The sequence below is a fragment of the Nostoc sp. DedQUE04 genome, assembly GCF_034530995.1.
Classification (GTDB): Bacteria; Cyanobacteriota; Cyanobacteriia; order Cyanobacteriales; family Nostocaceae; genus Nostoc.
The window spans coordinates 140,573-156,369 of sequence record NZ_JAVRCA010000009.1 but is presented as its reverse complement, the minus strand read 5'-3'; the positions used below and the strand labels follow the sequence as shown (position 1 = coordinate 156,369).

Genomic DNA, 15,797 nt, shown 5'->3' with positions numbered 1-15,797 from the left:
GCACATGAAATGGCATATTCCACATGAAAAATCGTACAGACCAGAGTGTGAGTGTATTGGTCGACATCGCCAACGCAGTCACAGTCTGACCGGATTGCCTTTCCTATAAAAAATTGAGTGTAGCAGTGATGTCTACAACGGGCTATTCGGCGTTGCACTCAATGGCAAAAAACCCGGCGTTAAGTACCGAGTTGAATAGTAAAATCTGAAATCGCCCAATTAGCATTGGGATCAGGGTGGCCACATCATGTCAACAAGAGCAGTATATTGTCAATAGAGTTTAAATCAATCTCATTAACTTATTGCTTCTTGCTAAAACTTTAGGCGATCGCTTTGAGTTCTGCAAACTAGACCAAGCGATAAATACTGATTATGAGGTTGATTCTTAATCTTGTCCGTGGTCAAGAGTAATTTAGATGCGTTTGCTCTGGAGCAAACTTGAGACGAATATTCTTACTAGGAGAAGGTTGATACCTTCCATATTATGGGTTGTCTTTCAACTCATAACTCAGCACTTTTAACTCAGCATTCTTCATTATTAATTGATATCTAATTAATATCTATTTTAACTCCTTCAATAATACTAACATCCGATTGTGTTGGATAAATTTTAGTAAGTTGGAAACCTGCTGATTTAAATAAATCTTCAAACTCAGCTTCAGTACGAATACGTCCACCTGGACACATTACTAACATGTTGATATCTATAAACTTACTTCCTGAAAACTCGTTAGCAGGAGGAAGTACGTAGTCTATCACTAAAACCCGTCCTTGCTCCATCATGGCTTGATGACAACGTTGAAGAATAGCCAGCGATCGCTCGTCATCCCAGTCCTGAATAATATGTTTAAGAACATAAGCATCTCCTCCTTGTGGCAGAGCTTCAAAAAAGCTACCTCCTACAAGCTGACAACGACTAATAACGGATGCTATTTCTTGTGAGTCCTTGGCTCTATTAATCACTTCTGCCTGATCGAATAATACTCCTATCATAGTAGGATTAGCTTCGAGTACAGCAGCTAAAAAGCTCCCTTTACCACCACCAACGTCTACTAGCTTATTAATTGACGAAAAATCATAAGCTTCCAGGTGTTCGGTATAGGAATCTTTTGATGAAGTCATAGCCTGGTCGAAGATTTCTCCTCGGCTAGAATTCTGTTCATTGTACTCAAACAAATCCATACCATACAAATCTTCAAAGGCACTTTTACCAGTTTCTAAGCAATACATTAAATTTCCCCAGGATTTATAGTAATGCTCTTCACCTCGGAAAATAGCCATAGCACGAATTGAGTCAGGAATGTTGCTTTGCAAACAATCTGCCAATGGTGTTAGCTCAAAGCATCGAGTTTGTGTCTCCGCAAAAATTCCGATACTGGCGAGCGCCCGCAAAACTCGATATAGAGAATCACTATGTGTATTTGTTGCAGCAGCTAAAATGTCGCAATGTTGAGAGCCATCCTTTAGCAAATCAGCAATACCAAGTTTAGCGACGACATAGATACACCGTGAAACCCAGTAAGCATGTACCCATTCTATGGGACTGATTTGAAAGTCTGTATTATTAGGTTTTGAATCAGATGAAATCATGATTTTGAAGTGAATTAACTAAGTGTTTATTGTCTGTAATATCTGAGTGAATATACTTTTAATTTGAGTATTCAAACGGATTAAATGCATGAGAATCAGTTCAAATTTAATTTTTTAAATTCAAACTTTTTATAATCATTGCATCATAACTACGGTCTGGTGTAAATTTTTTTAGCACAAGTTCAAGCATTAAACCTAGCTGCCCCTTAGACAAGAAATAACGTGTTTTAGGCTTCCTGATTTCTAAAGCCTTTATAATCGCATCTGCAACTTGTTCCGGCGGCATCCCTTCACGATTTGATTGAATTAAATCTTTTACAAAAAGTTTATATGTATCTCCATACATTGCTTTAGCATCAGGTGACATATTGGCAAAATTCTTTCTAAAGCTTTCCTCTACTTTATCGGGAGCCGCAGATGCAATTGAGCCTGGTTCAATTAAGATAACTTCGATTCCCCAAGGATGTAATTCTATTCTCAAAGCATCGGTAAATGCCTCTAACGCAAACTTGGAAGCACACAAAGCAGAGATATATGGCCCAGAAATTACTCCTCCGATAGAGCCAATATTAATAATCCGACCTTTAACTTTTCGGATTAACGGTAAAAATTCCTGCGTCACCGCTATTTGCCCAAAAACATTGACTTCAAATTGCCATCTCAGGTCATCAAGCGAAATAAATTCCAATGGTCCATCAACTAACAGACCAGCATTATTTACTAATCCTACTAATCCTTCATCAGGAATAGATTTTGAAACAATATCTGCCGCCGATTTAATTTCTTCTGATTTTGTAATATCCATGAAAATTGGTGTCAAATTCTCGGAGGAATCACTCTTGAGAGATTCAGCATCTTTTTCTTTACGGACTGATGCAAACACTCGATATCCTTTTTTGTCAAGCATAAGAGCTGCTGCTCTGCCTACACCTGTTGATGCTCCTGTAACTACGATAGCACCTTTATGTTTTGAAGGCATGTTTGTGACCTTTAGAGTGAATAGATATGTATGTGTAAGAACTACAATTTAAAATCAATCAAATTGGAATTATGTTGAGAGTCTAATAAGGATTATCTTTTAGATTATTTATATTCATTTTTTTAAATTCAATAAATGTTAATAGAAGTGCAATAACCATCAGTAAAAAATCCGTAATAACTATTCCATAATATACACCGCTTACACCTAGTAATTTTGATAAAATTACCACTAGTGGAATAAATAAAAGTATATTATTTAAAATAATTATTATAGAAACAATTTTTCCCTTTCCTATAGACTGAAATAGAACTGAACCAAAGGGAACAAAAGATATTGTTGGTATTAATAAACTCAAAACGCGAAAATTGAGTAAATCACTGTTTGTGAAAGTCGAATTTGGCAATAGCCAACTTAAAAATGTTTCTGGTGATAATTGCATTGGCAACCAAAATAATACAGCCAAAGCAGTTACAGAAATACTAAAAGTAAAATAAGCTTTTCTCAGTCTATCATAATTTTTGGCTCCATAATTTATGCCAATCACTGGTTGTAATGCTTGCACAAATCCATTTAAAGGAATAAATGCTAATAAAGTCAATCTTATAGTTGCTCCGTAGAAAGCAATATCACTATTTGTTCCATAATAGGAGATAGATTTAAAAACAACAAAATTTTGAACTAATTCCATAACATTAGCGAGTAGTGCTGACATTCCCACTGATAAAATTACCGGAAGTAAATTTATTGCTAGCGCCAGCTTTCTAGGATTAACTGGGATAGAACTTTTACCAGATAAGAAATATATAAAATTTATTATGCAAAATACTATCATAGCAATAACAGTAGCAAGAGCAATTCCCCGGATACCCCAATGAAAAACTACAACAAATATAGGATTTAAAATAATATTAATAATGACATAAATACCTGCAAAAGTCATAGCTAATCTAACTTTACCTTCTGACTTAATAAGTTGGTTAGAAGCTACTGCTAAAATATAAAATACTGAGCCTAATATATAAGTTTTAAAATATTCAGAACCAGCAAAAGCTACTTGACCACTTCCTCCCATTAATTTAATTAATTCTTCACTAAAACTGTAGCCGATTATAGTAATAAAAAGGGATATAAAAATACCCATTATAATTAAATTGCCAAAAATTTTGGACTGAGTTTTTATATCTCCAGCACCAATAGCTCGGCTCAGGACAGAAGCTGAACCTGTTCCAACTAAGTAAGCAAAACCATCTATGATAGCAGTAAGTGGTAGAGATAAAGATATGCCAGCAATTGCTGTTTCTCCTAGAAACTGCCCAGCAAATAGAGCATCAATAAAAGCATTCATATTAATCAGCAGCATTACTAAAATGCCAGGGGTTGATAACTTGAACATCAATTTTAAGATGTTACCTTGAAGTATCTCATTTTTTATTTTAGATTGGTTTTTTAAAGTCATTTTTAATTTATTTACTTATTAGCGTGATCCAAGCATTACCATCTTCAAGCCGCTAGCAGGAGGATAGTTAACGCCCCTAGCTTTAGGTTTCTCTACTCTTTTATGTGCTAACGCTAATTGATAGCGTGAGAGAATTGTTGCTAATACCAGTTTCATTTCAAAAAGTGCTAATAACTCACCTGGACAGCGACGAGCGCCACCACCAAATGGTAGAAACTCATAGGGAGAATATTCTTTTTCTAGAAAGCGCTCTGGTCTGAATTGCTTTGGTTGTGGATATAAATCTTCTCGTTGATGAGTCAAGTATATACATCCTCTTACTACGGTTCCTGGGTCTAATTTGTAGTTCATGACTTCAATTGGTGATTCTACAAGTCGTGGAAATGTCACAACCTGAGTTGGATAAATTCGTAGGGATTCATTACAAACAGCATTTAAGTAAGGTAATGCGATAATCTTCCCAGGTTCTAGGGATTCACCAAGACTGTCAAGTTCTTCCAATAAGCGATCGCGAATACCAGGTACACTATGAATCCAGTACAAAGACCAACTTATAGCAGTAGCTGACGCATCTTGACCACCAAATAGTAATGATGGAAACAAATCTCGTATATATTCATAGGTCATTGGTTGACCCATTTCATCGCAAGCCAAGACCAGTTCTGATAATACATCGGTACGCAAAGGATCTACTTGTTGGTGGCGCTCTTCAATTTCGATGTGGAGTAGTTTGTCAAATTGCCGTTGTAAGTGAAGCCAGTATCCCCAAGGACTCCAGCGACCCAAATCCCTCTTTAGAAAAGGATAGGACAGAGATATATCTAGCCAGCGAGACCGAGCGTAACTTATTAAATTAGAAAATAGTTGTCGAAATTGTTCGTAACGCTCTCCTTGATGTAACCCAAATAATGATGGCAAAACTACTTCTAAGGTAATCTTTTGCATAGTTGGGTAAGCAAGAAAAGATTTACCTAAAGTCAGTTGATTCATAACTTTTTCTGTGACTCTACAAATATGCTGCCCATATTCTTGTGTCTGAGTTTCGCGCATCGGTGACATCAACAACTTACGGCGATTTCTGTGACGCAACCCATCTAGTGCAAGCAACCCATTCTTGCCGACAATTGATTCTCCACCTTGATTCAACTTACCAGAAGCTGTAATCTCTTTTGCATTAGTAAAAATCTGCTTCATCCCTTCTGGGTTGCTGATTATTACTAAAGGTATTGAATCAGCCATAATAGTGAAAATGTCGCCATAGCGATCGCCCATAGCATCCATGAAGGCAAGGGGATCGGTCTCAAATTGATTGAGTAATCGGGGAGAACTTTTTGGCCCATCAGGTAGGTTCATTGGTATTTTTCTGACAAATGTTAAATAATTAATAGTTCTTAAACTAAACCGACTACGGATGATTGTGATTGTCTTTGATTTTGACGCAGACCACGTATGACCATTTTCACACCGCTAGCTGGATAACAAATTAGACCTCCATATTTAGGACGTTCTGGGCGCTGACTAACTAGCTCTAATTCATAATTTGCCAGAATAGTTGCTAATATAAGCTTCATTTCAAATAAAGCAAAAGTCCCGCCAATACAAACACGAGAACCACCACCAAATGGAAGAAATTCGTAGGGAGAAAATTGTTTTTCTAAAAAGCGCTCTGGCTGAAATTCTTTTGGATTGGGATATAAATCTTCTCGCTGATGTGTAGAATAAATATTAGCAATAAGTATTGTACCGGGATTCAACTCGTAGCCCATCATCTCGACAGTCGATTCTACCAACCTGGGAAATGCAAACAACTGAGTTGGATAAATTCGTAAAGCTTCGTTACAAACAGCATTTAGGTAGGGTAATGTGACAATGTTCATGGGGTCTGGGTTTTCACCAAGACTATCAATTTCTTCCAGCAGGCGCGCTCGTATAGCAGGTAAACGGTGAATCCAGTACAAAGACCAAGCGATTGCAGTTCCGGAAGCGTCTTGAGCTGCAAATATAGGCGATAATAGAAGGTCGCGCACCTCTTGATTACTTAATGGTTCACCTGTTTCATCAGCAGCAAATATCAGATCGGTAAGCATATCAGTGCGTAAATAATCTGCTTGCTGGCGGCGTTCTTGCACTTCAGCATATAGCAATTGAAAAATTTCCTGTCGGAGGTGAAGCATATATCCTTCTGGACTCCACCGACCTAAATCCCGGTTTCCTAAAGGTAGTTTGGTAATAAATTTAAAAAGTTTAGATCGCTCGGATTTGAACATAGAAACAAATAAATGCTTGAGTTTGTTATAGCGTTTACCTTCAGGTAATCCCACCACAACCTCTATACCTATCGACAGCGTAATTTCTTCTATGATTGAGTAAGCGATAAAAGGTTTATCAATCGCTTGTCGAGTCATCATTTTTTGCGTAAGTTCGCAAATACGTCGTCCACAAGCTTGCATTCGCGTTCCATGAAAAGCCTGCATGAGAAGCTTACGTCGATTTTTGTGAATTAAACCATCAAGTTGCAGTATTCCTTGAGTTCCTGTAAACAGGGCAAAATCTTGGTTTAAGGTACCAGATGCGGTAATTTCTCTATTGGTGAAAATTTGCTTGATAGCCAAAGGATTACTAACATAAATTATCGGCGTAGAACCAAGCATTCTAGTCACCATATCCCCATAAAGTTGGGAATTAGCATCCATATAGGTAAAGGGGTTAGCCTCGAATTGCAGAGCTAGCAACCAAGCAGGAGTTTTTGGCCCTGGGGGTAGTTTCATCAGTCTTTTTTACTCCCATTATTTTTATACAGCATTATCAATACAAACTCTCAGATATCTGGCTAATTCCTGAATATAAGGTTCTACGAAAATTGAAAAATGGTCGCCAGGAATTTCAATCATTTGTATACGTTGCTTTGAAAATTTCTCCCAACCTAGAAATGGATCGTCGGTATTCCATTCCGGGTTTTCAAAATCATGAATTATTTCCTGATTGGCTCGGAATAAAGTTAGCTTTTCAGGATAAATCTGCGGGATATAACCTCGCATAGCTTGAACATGAGATTTAAACAGTTTGTAATGATGAAGAAAATCGTTAATCTCCGGTTCGCTAAAAATGAAATTTGCTTTTTGATTAATAAAATTAAGTTGCTGATTTAATGGCAAATCTCGAAGTTCTTCAAAAGGTACTAAAAAGTCTATATTATTATCGGTTTTTATTGATTCAGCGATCCGGAGTAAAAATTTTGCATCGTCATCGTCTGTAGATTCAATGGGTGTTTCTGACAGTATGGCATCGATGATAACTAATAAACTTACTGTTTGACCCTTCTTTTGCAACTGTTGCGCCATTTCAAAAGCAAGTACACCGCCGTAACAATGACCACCTAAAAGATAAGGGCCATTTGGTTGTACTTTATGAATTTCTTGGAGGTAACGAGTTGCAGTTTCTTCTACTGAAATAATTTCTGGTTTGTCTTGTTCTAAGGTATCTTCCAAAGCGTAAAATTGATAATCTTCACCAAGTCTTCTGGATAAGTTAAAGTAGTGACTAATACCTCCACCAGCGCCATGTATACAGAAAAAAGGTATTTTAGAACCGGAAGAGTTAATTGCTACTAGAGGAGAATTAGAACTCTGACGGAATGGCTGACTGACAATATTTGCTAATTTTTCAATTGTTGGGTTTTCAAAAAGAGTAGATAGAGGAAGATTATGCTCAAATATGTCATGAATTTGAGCCATTAAGCGTACAGCTAAAAACGAGTGACCACCCAACTCGAAGAAGTTATCTGTCACCCCAATAGGGTTAGTATTTAGGAGATTTTCCCAAAGTTTTACTAATGATAATTCTGTAAAATTCCGAGGAGCAACAAATGATTGGATAGTAGTTGGTCGAATAACTTCATCAATTGGCAGAGAATGCTTGTCTACTTTGCCATTAGGTGTAAGTGGGAACTTATCCAGCACCACGAAAGCAGACGGTAGCATGTAATTAGGCAACTGATGCTGCAAATAGGCCAACAGTTGCGTAGCTATATCCTGTTGATTTGTGACAACATAGGCAATCAAACGCTGATTTTCTTGAGCATCATCGTTGGCAATTACAATAGATTCTTGCACATCTGGATGTTGTGCGATCGCCGCCGCAATTTCACCCAATTCTACTCGAAAACCTCTAATTTTTACTTGTTCATCCTGACGACCCAAATACTCCAGACTACCATCATGGAGATAACGCACGAAATCGCCTGTTTTATAAAGCTTGGTTCTAGGAACAAAGGGGTTATCAATAAATCGTTCTTGAGTTAATTCTGGACGATGTAAATAACCCTTTGCTAACCCATCACCACCAATATAAAGTTCTGCAATCACTCCTCTAGGTGTTAATTGTAAATCACGATTTAACACATAAGTTTGAGTATTGTCAATAGGACGACCGATGGGGACACTGCTTGCTTGGTCTTCTAATAAACTAGTATCATAGTAAGTAGCGTTGGCGGAAACTTCCGATGAGCCATAAAGGTTAATTAATTTTGCAAATGGGATTAATTCTCGGAAACTTTTAGCTAAGTTAATAGATAGTGTTTCCCCGCTAGTTATCCAAAGTTTGAGCTGCGATAATTTCTTGACCAGATGACTGTAATTGTTAATCAGTAACCGCAGTAGTGAGGGTACAAGTATAATACGGCTTACTTGACGATCGACCAGAGTTTCTATAAATAGTTGCGGGTCTAGTAGAGTTGCATTACTGATAATTACTGTAGGAATTCCTTGAAGTAAAGGAGCAAAAATTTCCCATACAGAATCTACAAAACTAATAGCTGTTTTTTGACAACAAACTTCTCCTGGGGTAAAAGGATAGGTTTTCCATAGCCAATGTAAGCCATTGACTGTACCACGATGAGTGCCAAGAACGCCTTTAGGTATTCCAGTTGAGCCAGAAGTGTAGATAATATAGGCGAGCTTATCAGATGCAGAGATGTTAATGGGATTTTCTGAACTTTCTTGAGCAATTTCATCTTTGTGGATATCTAAACAAACAGTTTTAGCCGAAGATAATGATAGTTTTTCTAATATCTCTTGCTTGGTAATTAACACCGATGCTTGGGAATCAGAGAGCATAAAATTCAGGCGCTCTACTGGATAACTCGGATCGAGGGGAAGGTATGCACCACCAACCTTGAGAATAGCTAAAATTCCTATCACTATGTCTATGGAGCGTTCCAGACATAGAGCAATCAGCGTTTCTTTTGTTATACCCTGTTTTTGTAGATAATGTGCAAGCTGATTCACTCTGTGGTTAAGTTGACAATAACTCAGTTTCTCAGACAGGCTAATTAACGCTAAAGAGTCAGGTGTTAATTCTACTTGTTGCTCAAATAATTGATTCAAAGATGCATTTTGAGGATAATCAACACGAGTTTGATGAACTTTTAATAATAGTTGTTCTTGTTCAGAAGCAGTTAGTAATGACAACTCGCTGATGCGCTGTTCTGGATTAACAACAATATTTTCTAACAATGTCTGGAAATTGTCGGTCAATTGAGTAATTGTTGTTGAATCGAAAATGTCTGTATTGTACTCCAAACATCCTGTTAAACCTTCTTGGGATTCAGATATCGAGAAGAAAATATCTAGTTGAGCTGTACCACTATCAAATTCCAAGTTACGCAAGGTTAATCCAGACACTTCCTGTACAGAGGTTGGACTATTTTGCAAGACAAACATGATTTCATAAAGTGGATTTCGGCTTAAGTCGCGTTCGAGTTGTAATTTTTCTACAAGCATCTCAAAAGGCAAATCTTGATGTGCATAAGCATCGAGAGTCACCTCACGCACTCGATGTAGAAATTCGCGGAAACTGGGATTACCACTAAGGTTATTACGTAACACCAAAGTATTAACAAATAAACCCAGCATCCCTTCTAATTCTGCACGGTTGCGGTTAGCAATTGGAGAACCAATTAAGATATCTTCTTGGTCTGTGTAGCGATATAATAATATGTTAAATGCTGCCAGCAAACTCATAAATAAAGTCGCGTCTTCTCGCTGGCTTAATTGTCTGAGTACATCAGTTAGGGCTTTTGAGAATGTAAAGTACTGCTTGGCACCACTGAAAGTAGTAACCTTCGGTCGCGGACGGTCTGTAGGTAATTGTAGTACAGGTAACTCACCCTTGAGTTGTTGCTGCCAATAATTTAATTGGGTTGCCAGGAATTCACCTTGGATGCGATCGCGTTGCCAAATTGCAAAATCTGCATACTGAATGGGGAGGGCAGGTAAGGGAGAAGGCAGATTTGTCGAAAAAGCAGCATATAGCGTTGACAACTCCCGCAGGAACACATTACAAGACCATCCATCCGTAATAATGTGGTGCATGGTCACAAGCAAAACGTGTTCTTCTCCACTCAAGCGCAGTAAAGTTGCTCTGACTAAAAGCCCTTTAGCTAAATTAAAAGGTTTTTTTGCTGACTCTGCTGCAAATTGCTTAACCTCCGACTCCCAGTTATTATCAGACAAATGTTCAAGATTAATAATAGATAAATCCCAATTTAATTGGGGTGAAATTTTCTGTATGGGTTCTCCATTTATAATCTGAAAATTTGTCCGCCAAACTTCATGACGATTGAGAATTTCATGCAAACACTGTTGCAGTACTGTAATATTCAGTCGTCCTTTGATCTGAAAGGCGATGGAAATATTGTAGAAAGAACTCCCGTGATAAAGCTGGTCAACAAACCACAGTCTTTGTTGGGAGAAAGATAAAGGAATATTTTTAAATACTTGACGTTTGGGGATAATATCAGCTTGAAAATTCCCTTTCTTCCATTTTTCTAAAAGGGCTTTTTTTGTCGATGATAAATTAAGGTTTTGTTTCTCCATTGCTGATAAATTGTTAATAGTTACTAGTTCTTAGTTTTTTAGCTAGGTGGGGAATTTTCGCTGAATAAAAAGTTTCATTCCCAAACTCTTGATTCAGATAGCTATACCGTTATCAAAAGCTTATTAAGTGACAAGTCTTATCAGCTAAAACAATTAGTTTTGACTGATGCATCATTATTGGCTAAAGACATAAGCTGCTTTTCCTATTTTTAGATAAAGATTTAAAATCAAGTATTTGGTGAATCTGATAACAAGAGAACTGCTACTTCTTCTTCAGATAATTCTTCAATTTTTTCCAATAGAAGTTGTTCAACTATTTCTGCTTGTTTGGCTGGTATCATTGCTTCAAATAAAATGTCACGTAGTGGTAAGTCTACAGGGAATTTGGTTCGCAATCGAGAAACTAATTGAGTTGCAATTAGTGAATCGCCTCCTAACTCATAGAAGTTGTCGTAAATACCAATTTCTGCAATTCCAAGTACCTCTTGCCATATTTCAGTAATTTGTTTTTCCAACTCATTTGTCGGAGCAACATAGGAATTACTCAGGCTAGGTCTAGAGTACTGTGAGGATAAATTTAATTGATTAGTTGATGTTGAATTTGCTAGAAAGTCAAGGTTAAATAGATAATTTTTTCTGGCATTAATATCTACTTTAGAAAGAATAATCTGGGTTCCTTCTCTTAAAGACAATACTCGTTTAAATAGTTCTAGAGTTTCTGTTTGGGTAATATCTAATTTTGACCCAGATACTTGAGCAAGTCTTGTTTCTTCTTGGTTAGTATCCAGTTGTAATTTATCCCAATTTATAATATACCACGGAAAAGAATTATTCCTGTTGTGTCGGTTAGTAAAGGTGTCAATGGATTGATTAGCTGCTGAATATAAGCCTAGTCCAAATCCTCCTAAAATAGAAGATAAAGAAGAAAAAATAATACAAAAATCTAATTTGATATTTTGTAAGACTTGTTCTAATACTGTAATCTTACAAAGTTGGGAGTCTAATAATTTCTGTAATTCTATTTTACCAATTTCTGGAATGGAACCAAATATATTTTCGCGTTTTATTCCAGTTGAATAAATGACCCCATTAATTTGTCTAATATTTTCAGATGCAAGGCTTTGAGACATTTGCTCATAATTAGTTGTATCTGCACGCATTACCAAAATTTTTGCACCTAATTTTTCTAATACAAGCAATTGTTGAATTTTACAACTCACTTCATCTTCTTGAGTGTGAGATTCCAGCCATTGCGAGAAATCGTCTTTTTCTGGGAAGCTAGAATCCTCGATAAATATGAGTTTTGCTTGAAAAGTTTTTGCTAAATATTCTGCAAGCACAACTTCAATACTTTCTAAACCGCCAGTAAACAGGTAAACACCTTGTTTTCTCAATGGTGTTTTTTCGTTAACTACTGACTCTAAGCGAACTGGCTCAAACGTTTGTACCCAACGGTAGCGATCGCGATAAGCAACTACCATGTCTGAGGATACAGAGGTCAACTCCTCCAAAAGTTGGTCAATAATATTACTCTCACAATCTTCTTGTCCTTTTTCTGCGTCTCTGCGATTAGTTAAAGCAATATCAATACATCGACAAGTAATATTAGGATACTCTTGAGGGATGACTTTACATAAACCTAATATGGCTGCTTTCTCTGGGTCTAGTTTTTCATTCCCATTCACCTCTTGGATGTTGTTCGATACGACCAAAATTTGCAAGCGATCGCTAATTTTCAGTTTACTAAGGCTCTGCATGAAAAATAGTAAACTGTTGAATTCTAAATAATTTTCTCGTTGACAATTTTCAATATGGCTTACGCTCCAGAAATAAGCAATATATTCTGGATTTTGACCTAATGATATTAATTCTTTTAGTAAGGTATTATAGTCTTCACTTATACAGGGATTAATTCCATAAACACCCTCACTTGATTTACTAAAATACTCTCCTTTTTGAACAATGATAATATTTACAGGTTGCTTTGTTAACCCATCAATTACTTTTTTAGCCATTCCCAAATCATCCACAAAAAACAGCCAATTTTCTTGTGTAGATTTTATTGGATAAAAAGACGACTTATACAGCAAAGAACGCTTCCATGAAGGAGTATAAAACCAGTCAGTAATATCTTGTTTATGATCTAATGTAATTGATTTTGTATTTACTGAAGTGGGTAGGGATTTCGCATCAATCCAGTACCTTTGTCGTTCAAAGGGGTAAGTAGGCAAAGGCAAACGATGACGCTGCTCATGGCTATAAAATCCCGACCAATCTATTTCGACACCAGAAAGCCACAACCGGCCTAATGTTTGCAACAACCAAGCAACATCCGATTGCTGTTCTTTAACATGGCATAACGAAGTCAATACCTGTTGCTTGGCATTTCCATCCAAATGCTGTGTCGTTAATGTACTTAAAGTTCGCCCTGGTCCTACCTCCAGAAAAACACCTTCAAATTGCTGTATGAGTTGGGATATCCCATCTGAAAATCTGACAGTTTCTCGTAAATGTTCGCACCAATAATTCGGATTTGTCGCTTGCTCTTTACTAATCCAACTACCAGTTACATTCGAAATAAACCGGATGCGTGGTGGATTCAGTTTGACTGTTTTTATCGCCTCAGTAAATGCTGGCAATATTGGCTCCATCATCACCGAATGAAATCCATGAGATGTATGCAACAGCCGACATTCAACTTTTTGAGAGGATAATTGCTTTTCCAGGGCTGCAACTGCTTGGTTTGTTCCCGAAACTACACAAGAAGATGGGCTGTTAATCGCTGCGATTTGTAGAGATGTTTGATACAACTTTTGTGCAGACAGCAGCAACTGCACATCTTTTTCTGGCAGCCTAATTGCCAGCATACTCCCAGAAGGCAACTGTTGCATCAACTGTCCTCTTTTTGCCACAATTTTTAAGGCATCTTCGAGAGAAAATACATCTGCAATGGTTGCGGCGACATATTCCCCAATACTATGACCAATCATTGCTTCTGGTCGCACACCCCAAGACATTAATAACTGAGTCAGGGCGTACTCTGTAACGAATAACGCGCTTTGGGTCAAGGCTGTTTGTTGTAGTTGCAAACAAGCTACTTCAGTATCTTCTTCTCTGGGATAAAGTAGGGAACGGATATCAATACCCAGATGGGGTTGCAAAATCACAGCGCAAGTATCTACATATTTTTTAAATGTCGGTTCGACTTCATAAAGTTCCCGACCCATGTTTGCATATTGTGACCCTTGTCCTGAAAACATCAAGATGACTGGCTGTTCTCTATGCTCTTGACATACAGTAAAAATCCGTTCCTGCGCCTGTGTCGCCAAGACACTTACAGCATCTTGAACACTCTCACACACCAAAATTCGACGATGGTTAAAAGCTCTACGACCCACTTTTAGAGTGTGAGCAACATTAGGTAAATTTATATCTGGATATTCTTTTAAATACGTAACCAAATTTTCAGTTGCAGTATCTAAGGCTGTGCTAGTTTTGGCTGATAATAATATCAATTGCCAAGGTCTAGAGTCATCAAAATATTTAATGTCAGGGGCTTCTTCCAGAATCAGATGGGCATTAGTTCCACCAAAACCTAAAGAACTAACTCCTGCTCTGCGGGGAGTATTATTAGCTTTCCACTCGGTAAGTTTAGTATTAACGTAGAAAGGGCTGTTGACAAAATCAATCTCAGGATTGGGAGCTTCAAAATTTATACTAGGAGGTATTTGTTTATATTTTAATGCTAAGACAGTTTTGATCAAACTTGCAACACCAGATGCTGTGTCTAGATGTCCAATATTTGGTTTTACTGAACCTACAGCGCAGAAGCCATTTCTTCGCGTAAAAGCACGAAAAGCCTTAGTGAGCGCAGCAATTTCTACTGGGTCTCCAGCAGATGTTCCAGTTCCATGAGTTTCAATATAGGAAATATCATCAGCATCTATTCCAGCATTTGCCAGAGCCTCTACAATAACTTCAGCTTGGCCATTTACACTAGGTGCTGTATAGCTAACTTTTAAAGAGCCATCATTGTTGATTGCTGAACCTTTAATAACTGCATGAATGTAATCTCTATCTGCTATTGCATCTTTTAATCTTTTTAAAACGACTATTCCCAGTCCACTGCCGAAAATAGTACCCTGTGCTTTAGCATCAAATGCCCGACAATGACCATCAGGAGACAAAATTCCGTCCTCTTCATATAAGTAACCTGACTTTTGTGGAACTATAATCGTAACCCCACCTGCCAAAGCAATATCACACTCTTCATCAAGTAAACTTTTGCAGGCTAAATGTACAGCGACTAATGAAGTAGAACAGTAAGTTTGGATACCTACACTTGGTCCTTTTAAATTTAATTTATACGATATATTGGTGGTCAAAAAATCTTTGTTCAGAGTATAGTTATTGGAAATATTTATTAAATTAACGTTCTCATATATATTGTGAAAAAAGTAACTATTTGTACTTACACCAGCGTAAACCCCAATCAAACCTTCATAGGTTTCTGGATCGTATCCAGCATTTTCAAGAGCTTCCCAGGCACATTCTATGAATAGGCGATGTTGGGGATCCATTACTTCAGCTTCTCTAGGGCTGCAACCAAAGAACTTAGCATCAAAATACTCAATGTCTTCTAATACAGGTGCTGCTTTAACATAATTGGATTCGTTTAAAACTTCCTCTTCAAGATTTAAATCTACTAAGTCATGATTGGAGAAAAATGAAATAGACTCAACACCATTTTGAAGATTATGCCAAAAATCATCAATGTTTTTTGCCCCAGGTAAACGCCCAGACATTCCCACTATTGCTATATCTATATTTGCTGTTTGTTCTTGTTTTATATTGGTATTCATAATTTGTCGCTCTAGATAAATTAACTAAAGTT

The 15,797-nt window shown here is 37.2% G+C and carries 7 protein-coding genes; all 7 read right to left on the bottom strand.

All coding sequences use genetic code 11. The features are described 5' to 3' along the window. Window positions 1-549: 549 nt before the first annotated feature. Complete coding sequence (locus tag RM049_RS08815) at window positions 550-1,590, bottom strand: methyltransferase (protein WP_322703922.1); 1,041 nt, start codon at window positions 1,588-1,590, stop codon at window positions 550-552. A gap of 106 nt (window positions 1,591-1,696) precedes the next feature. Further along, window positions 1,697-2,569 (bottom strand): SDR family oxidoreductase, encoded by an 873-nt coding sequence (locus tag RM049_RS08810; RefSeq protein ID WP_322703921.1) that lies wholly within the window; start codon window positions 2,567-2,569, stop codon window positions 1,697-1,699. An 82-nt stretch (window positions 2,570-2,651) separates the two neighbouring features. Continuing rightward, complete coding sequence (locus RM049_RS08805) at window positions 2,652-4,028, bottom strand: MATE family efflux transporter (RefSeq protein WP_322703920.1); 1,377 nt, start codon at window positions 4,026-4,028, stop codon at window positions 2,652-2,654. Window positions 4,029-4,046: 18 nt separating this feature from the next. After that, window positions 4,047-5,381: a cytochrome P450 gene (locus RM049_RS08800; RefSeq protein ID WP_322703919.1), complete on the bottom strand. Its 1,335-nt coding sequence runs from the start codon at window positions 5,379-5,381 to the stop codon at window positions 4,047-4,049. A 38-nt stretch (window positions 5,382-5,419) separates the two neighbouring features. Further along, window positions 5,420-6,796 carry a cytochrome P450 gene (locus RM049_RS08795; protein ID WP_322703918.1) on the bottom strand — a complete coding sequence of 459 codons (1,377 nt, stop codon included), beginning with the start codon at window positions 6,794-6,796 and terminating at the stop codon, window positions 5,420-5,422. 24 nt (window positions 6,797-6,820) lie between these two features. After that, entirely contained in the window at window positions 6,821-10,903 is a 4,083-nt protein-coding gene (locus RM049_RS08790) for an amino acid adenylation domain-containing protein (RefSeq protein ID WP_322703917.1), read from the bottom strand. 227 nt (window positions 10,904-11,130) lie between these two features. Beyond that, a complete protein-coding gene (locus RM049_RS08785; RefSeq protein WP_322703916.1) occupies window positions 11,131-15,765 on the bottom strand; it encodes a polyketide synthase in 4,635 nt (1,544 codons plus the stop codon). Window positions 15,766-15,797: the final 32 nt, after the last annotated feature.

Bases quoted from the DNA above. Each gene is read 5' to 3' on its own strand.
- RM049_RS08805 (WP_322703920.1), bottom strand. From the start codon at position 4,028: ATGACTTTAAAAAACCAATCTAAAATAAAAAATGAGATACTTCAAGGT.
- RM049_RS08800 (WP_322703919.1), bottom strand. From the start codon at position 5,381: ATGAACCTACCTGATGGGCCAAAAAGTTCTCCCCGATTACTCAATCAA.
- RM049_RS08795 (WP_322703918.1), bottom strand. From the start codon at position 6,796: ATGAAACTACCCCCAGGGCCAAAAACTCCTGCTTGGTTGCTAGCTCTG.
- RM049_RS08785 (WP_322703916.1), bottom strand. From the start codon at position 15,765: ATGAATACCAATATAAAACAAGAACAAACAGCAAATATAGATATAGCA.
- RM049_RS08810 (WP_322703921.1), bottom strand. From the start codon at position 2,569: ATGCCTTCAAAACATAAAGGTGCTATCGTAGTTACAGGAGCATCAACA.
- RM049_RS08790 (WP_322703917.1), bottom strand. From the start codon at position 10,903: ATGGAGAAACAAAACCTTAATTTATCATCGACAAAAAAAGCCCTTTTA.
- RM049_RS08815 (WP_322703922.1), bottom strand. From the start codon at position 1,590: ATGATTTCATCTGATTCAAAACCTAATAATACAGACTTTCAAATCAGT.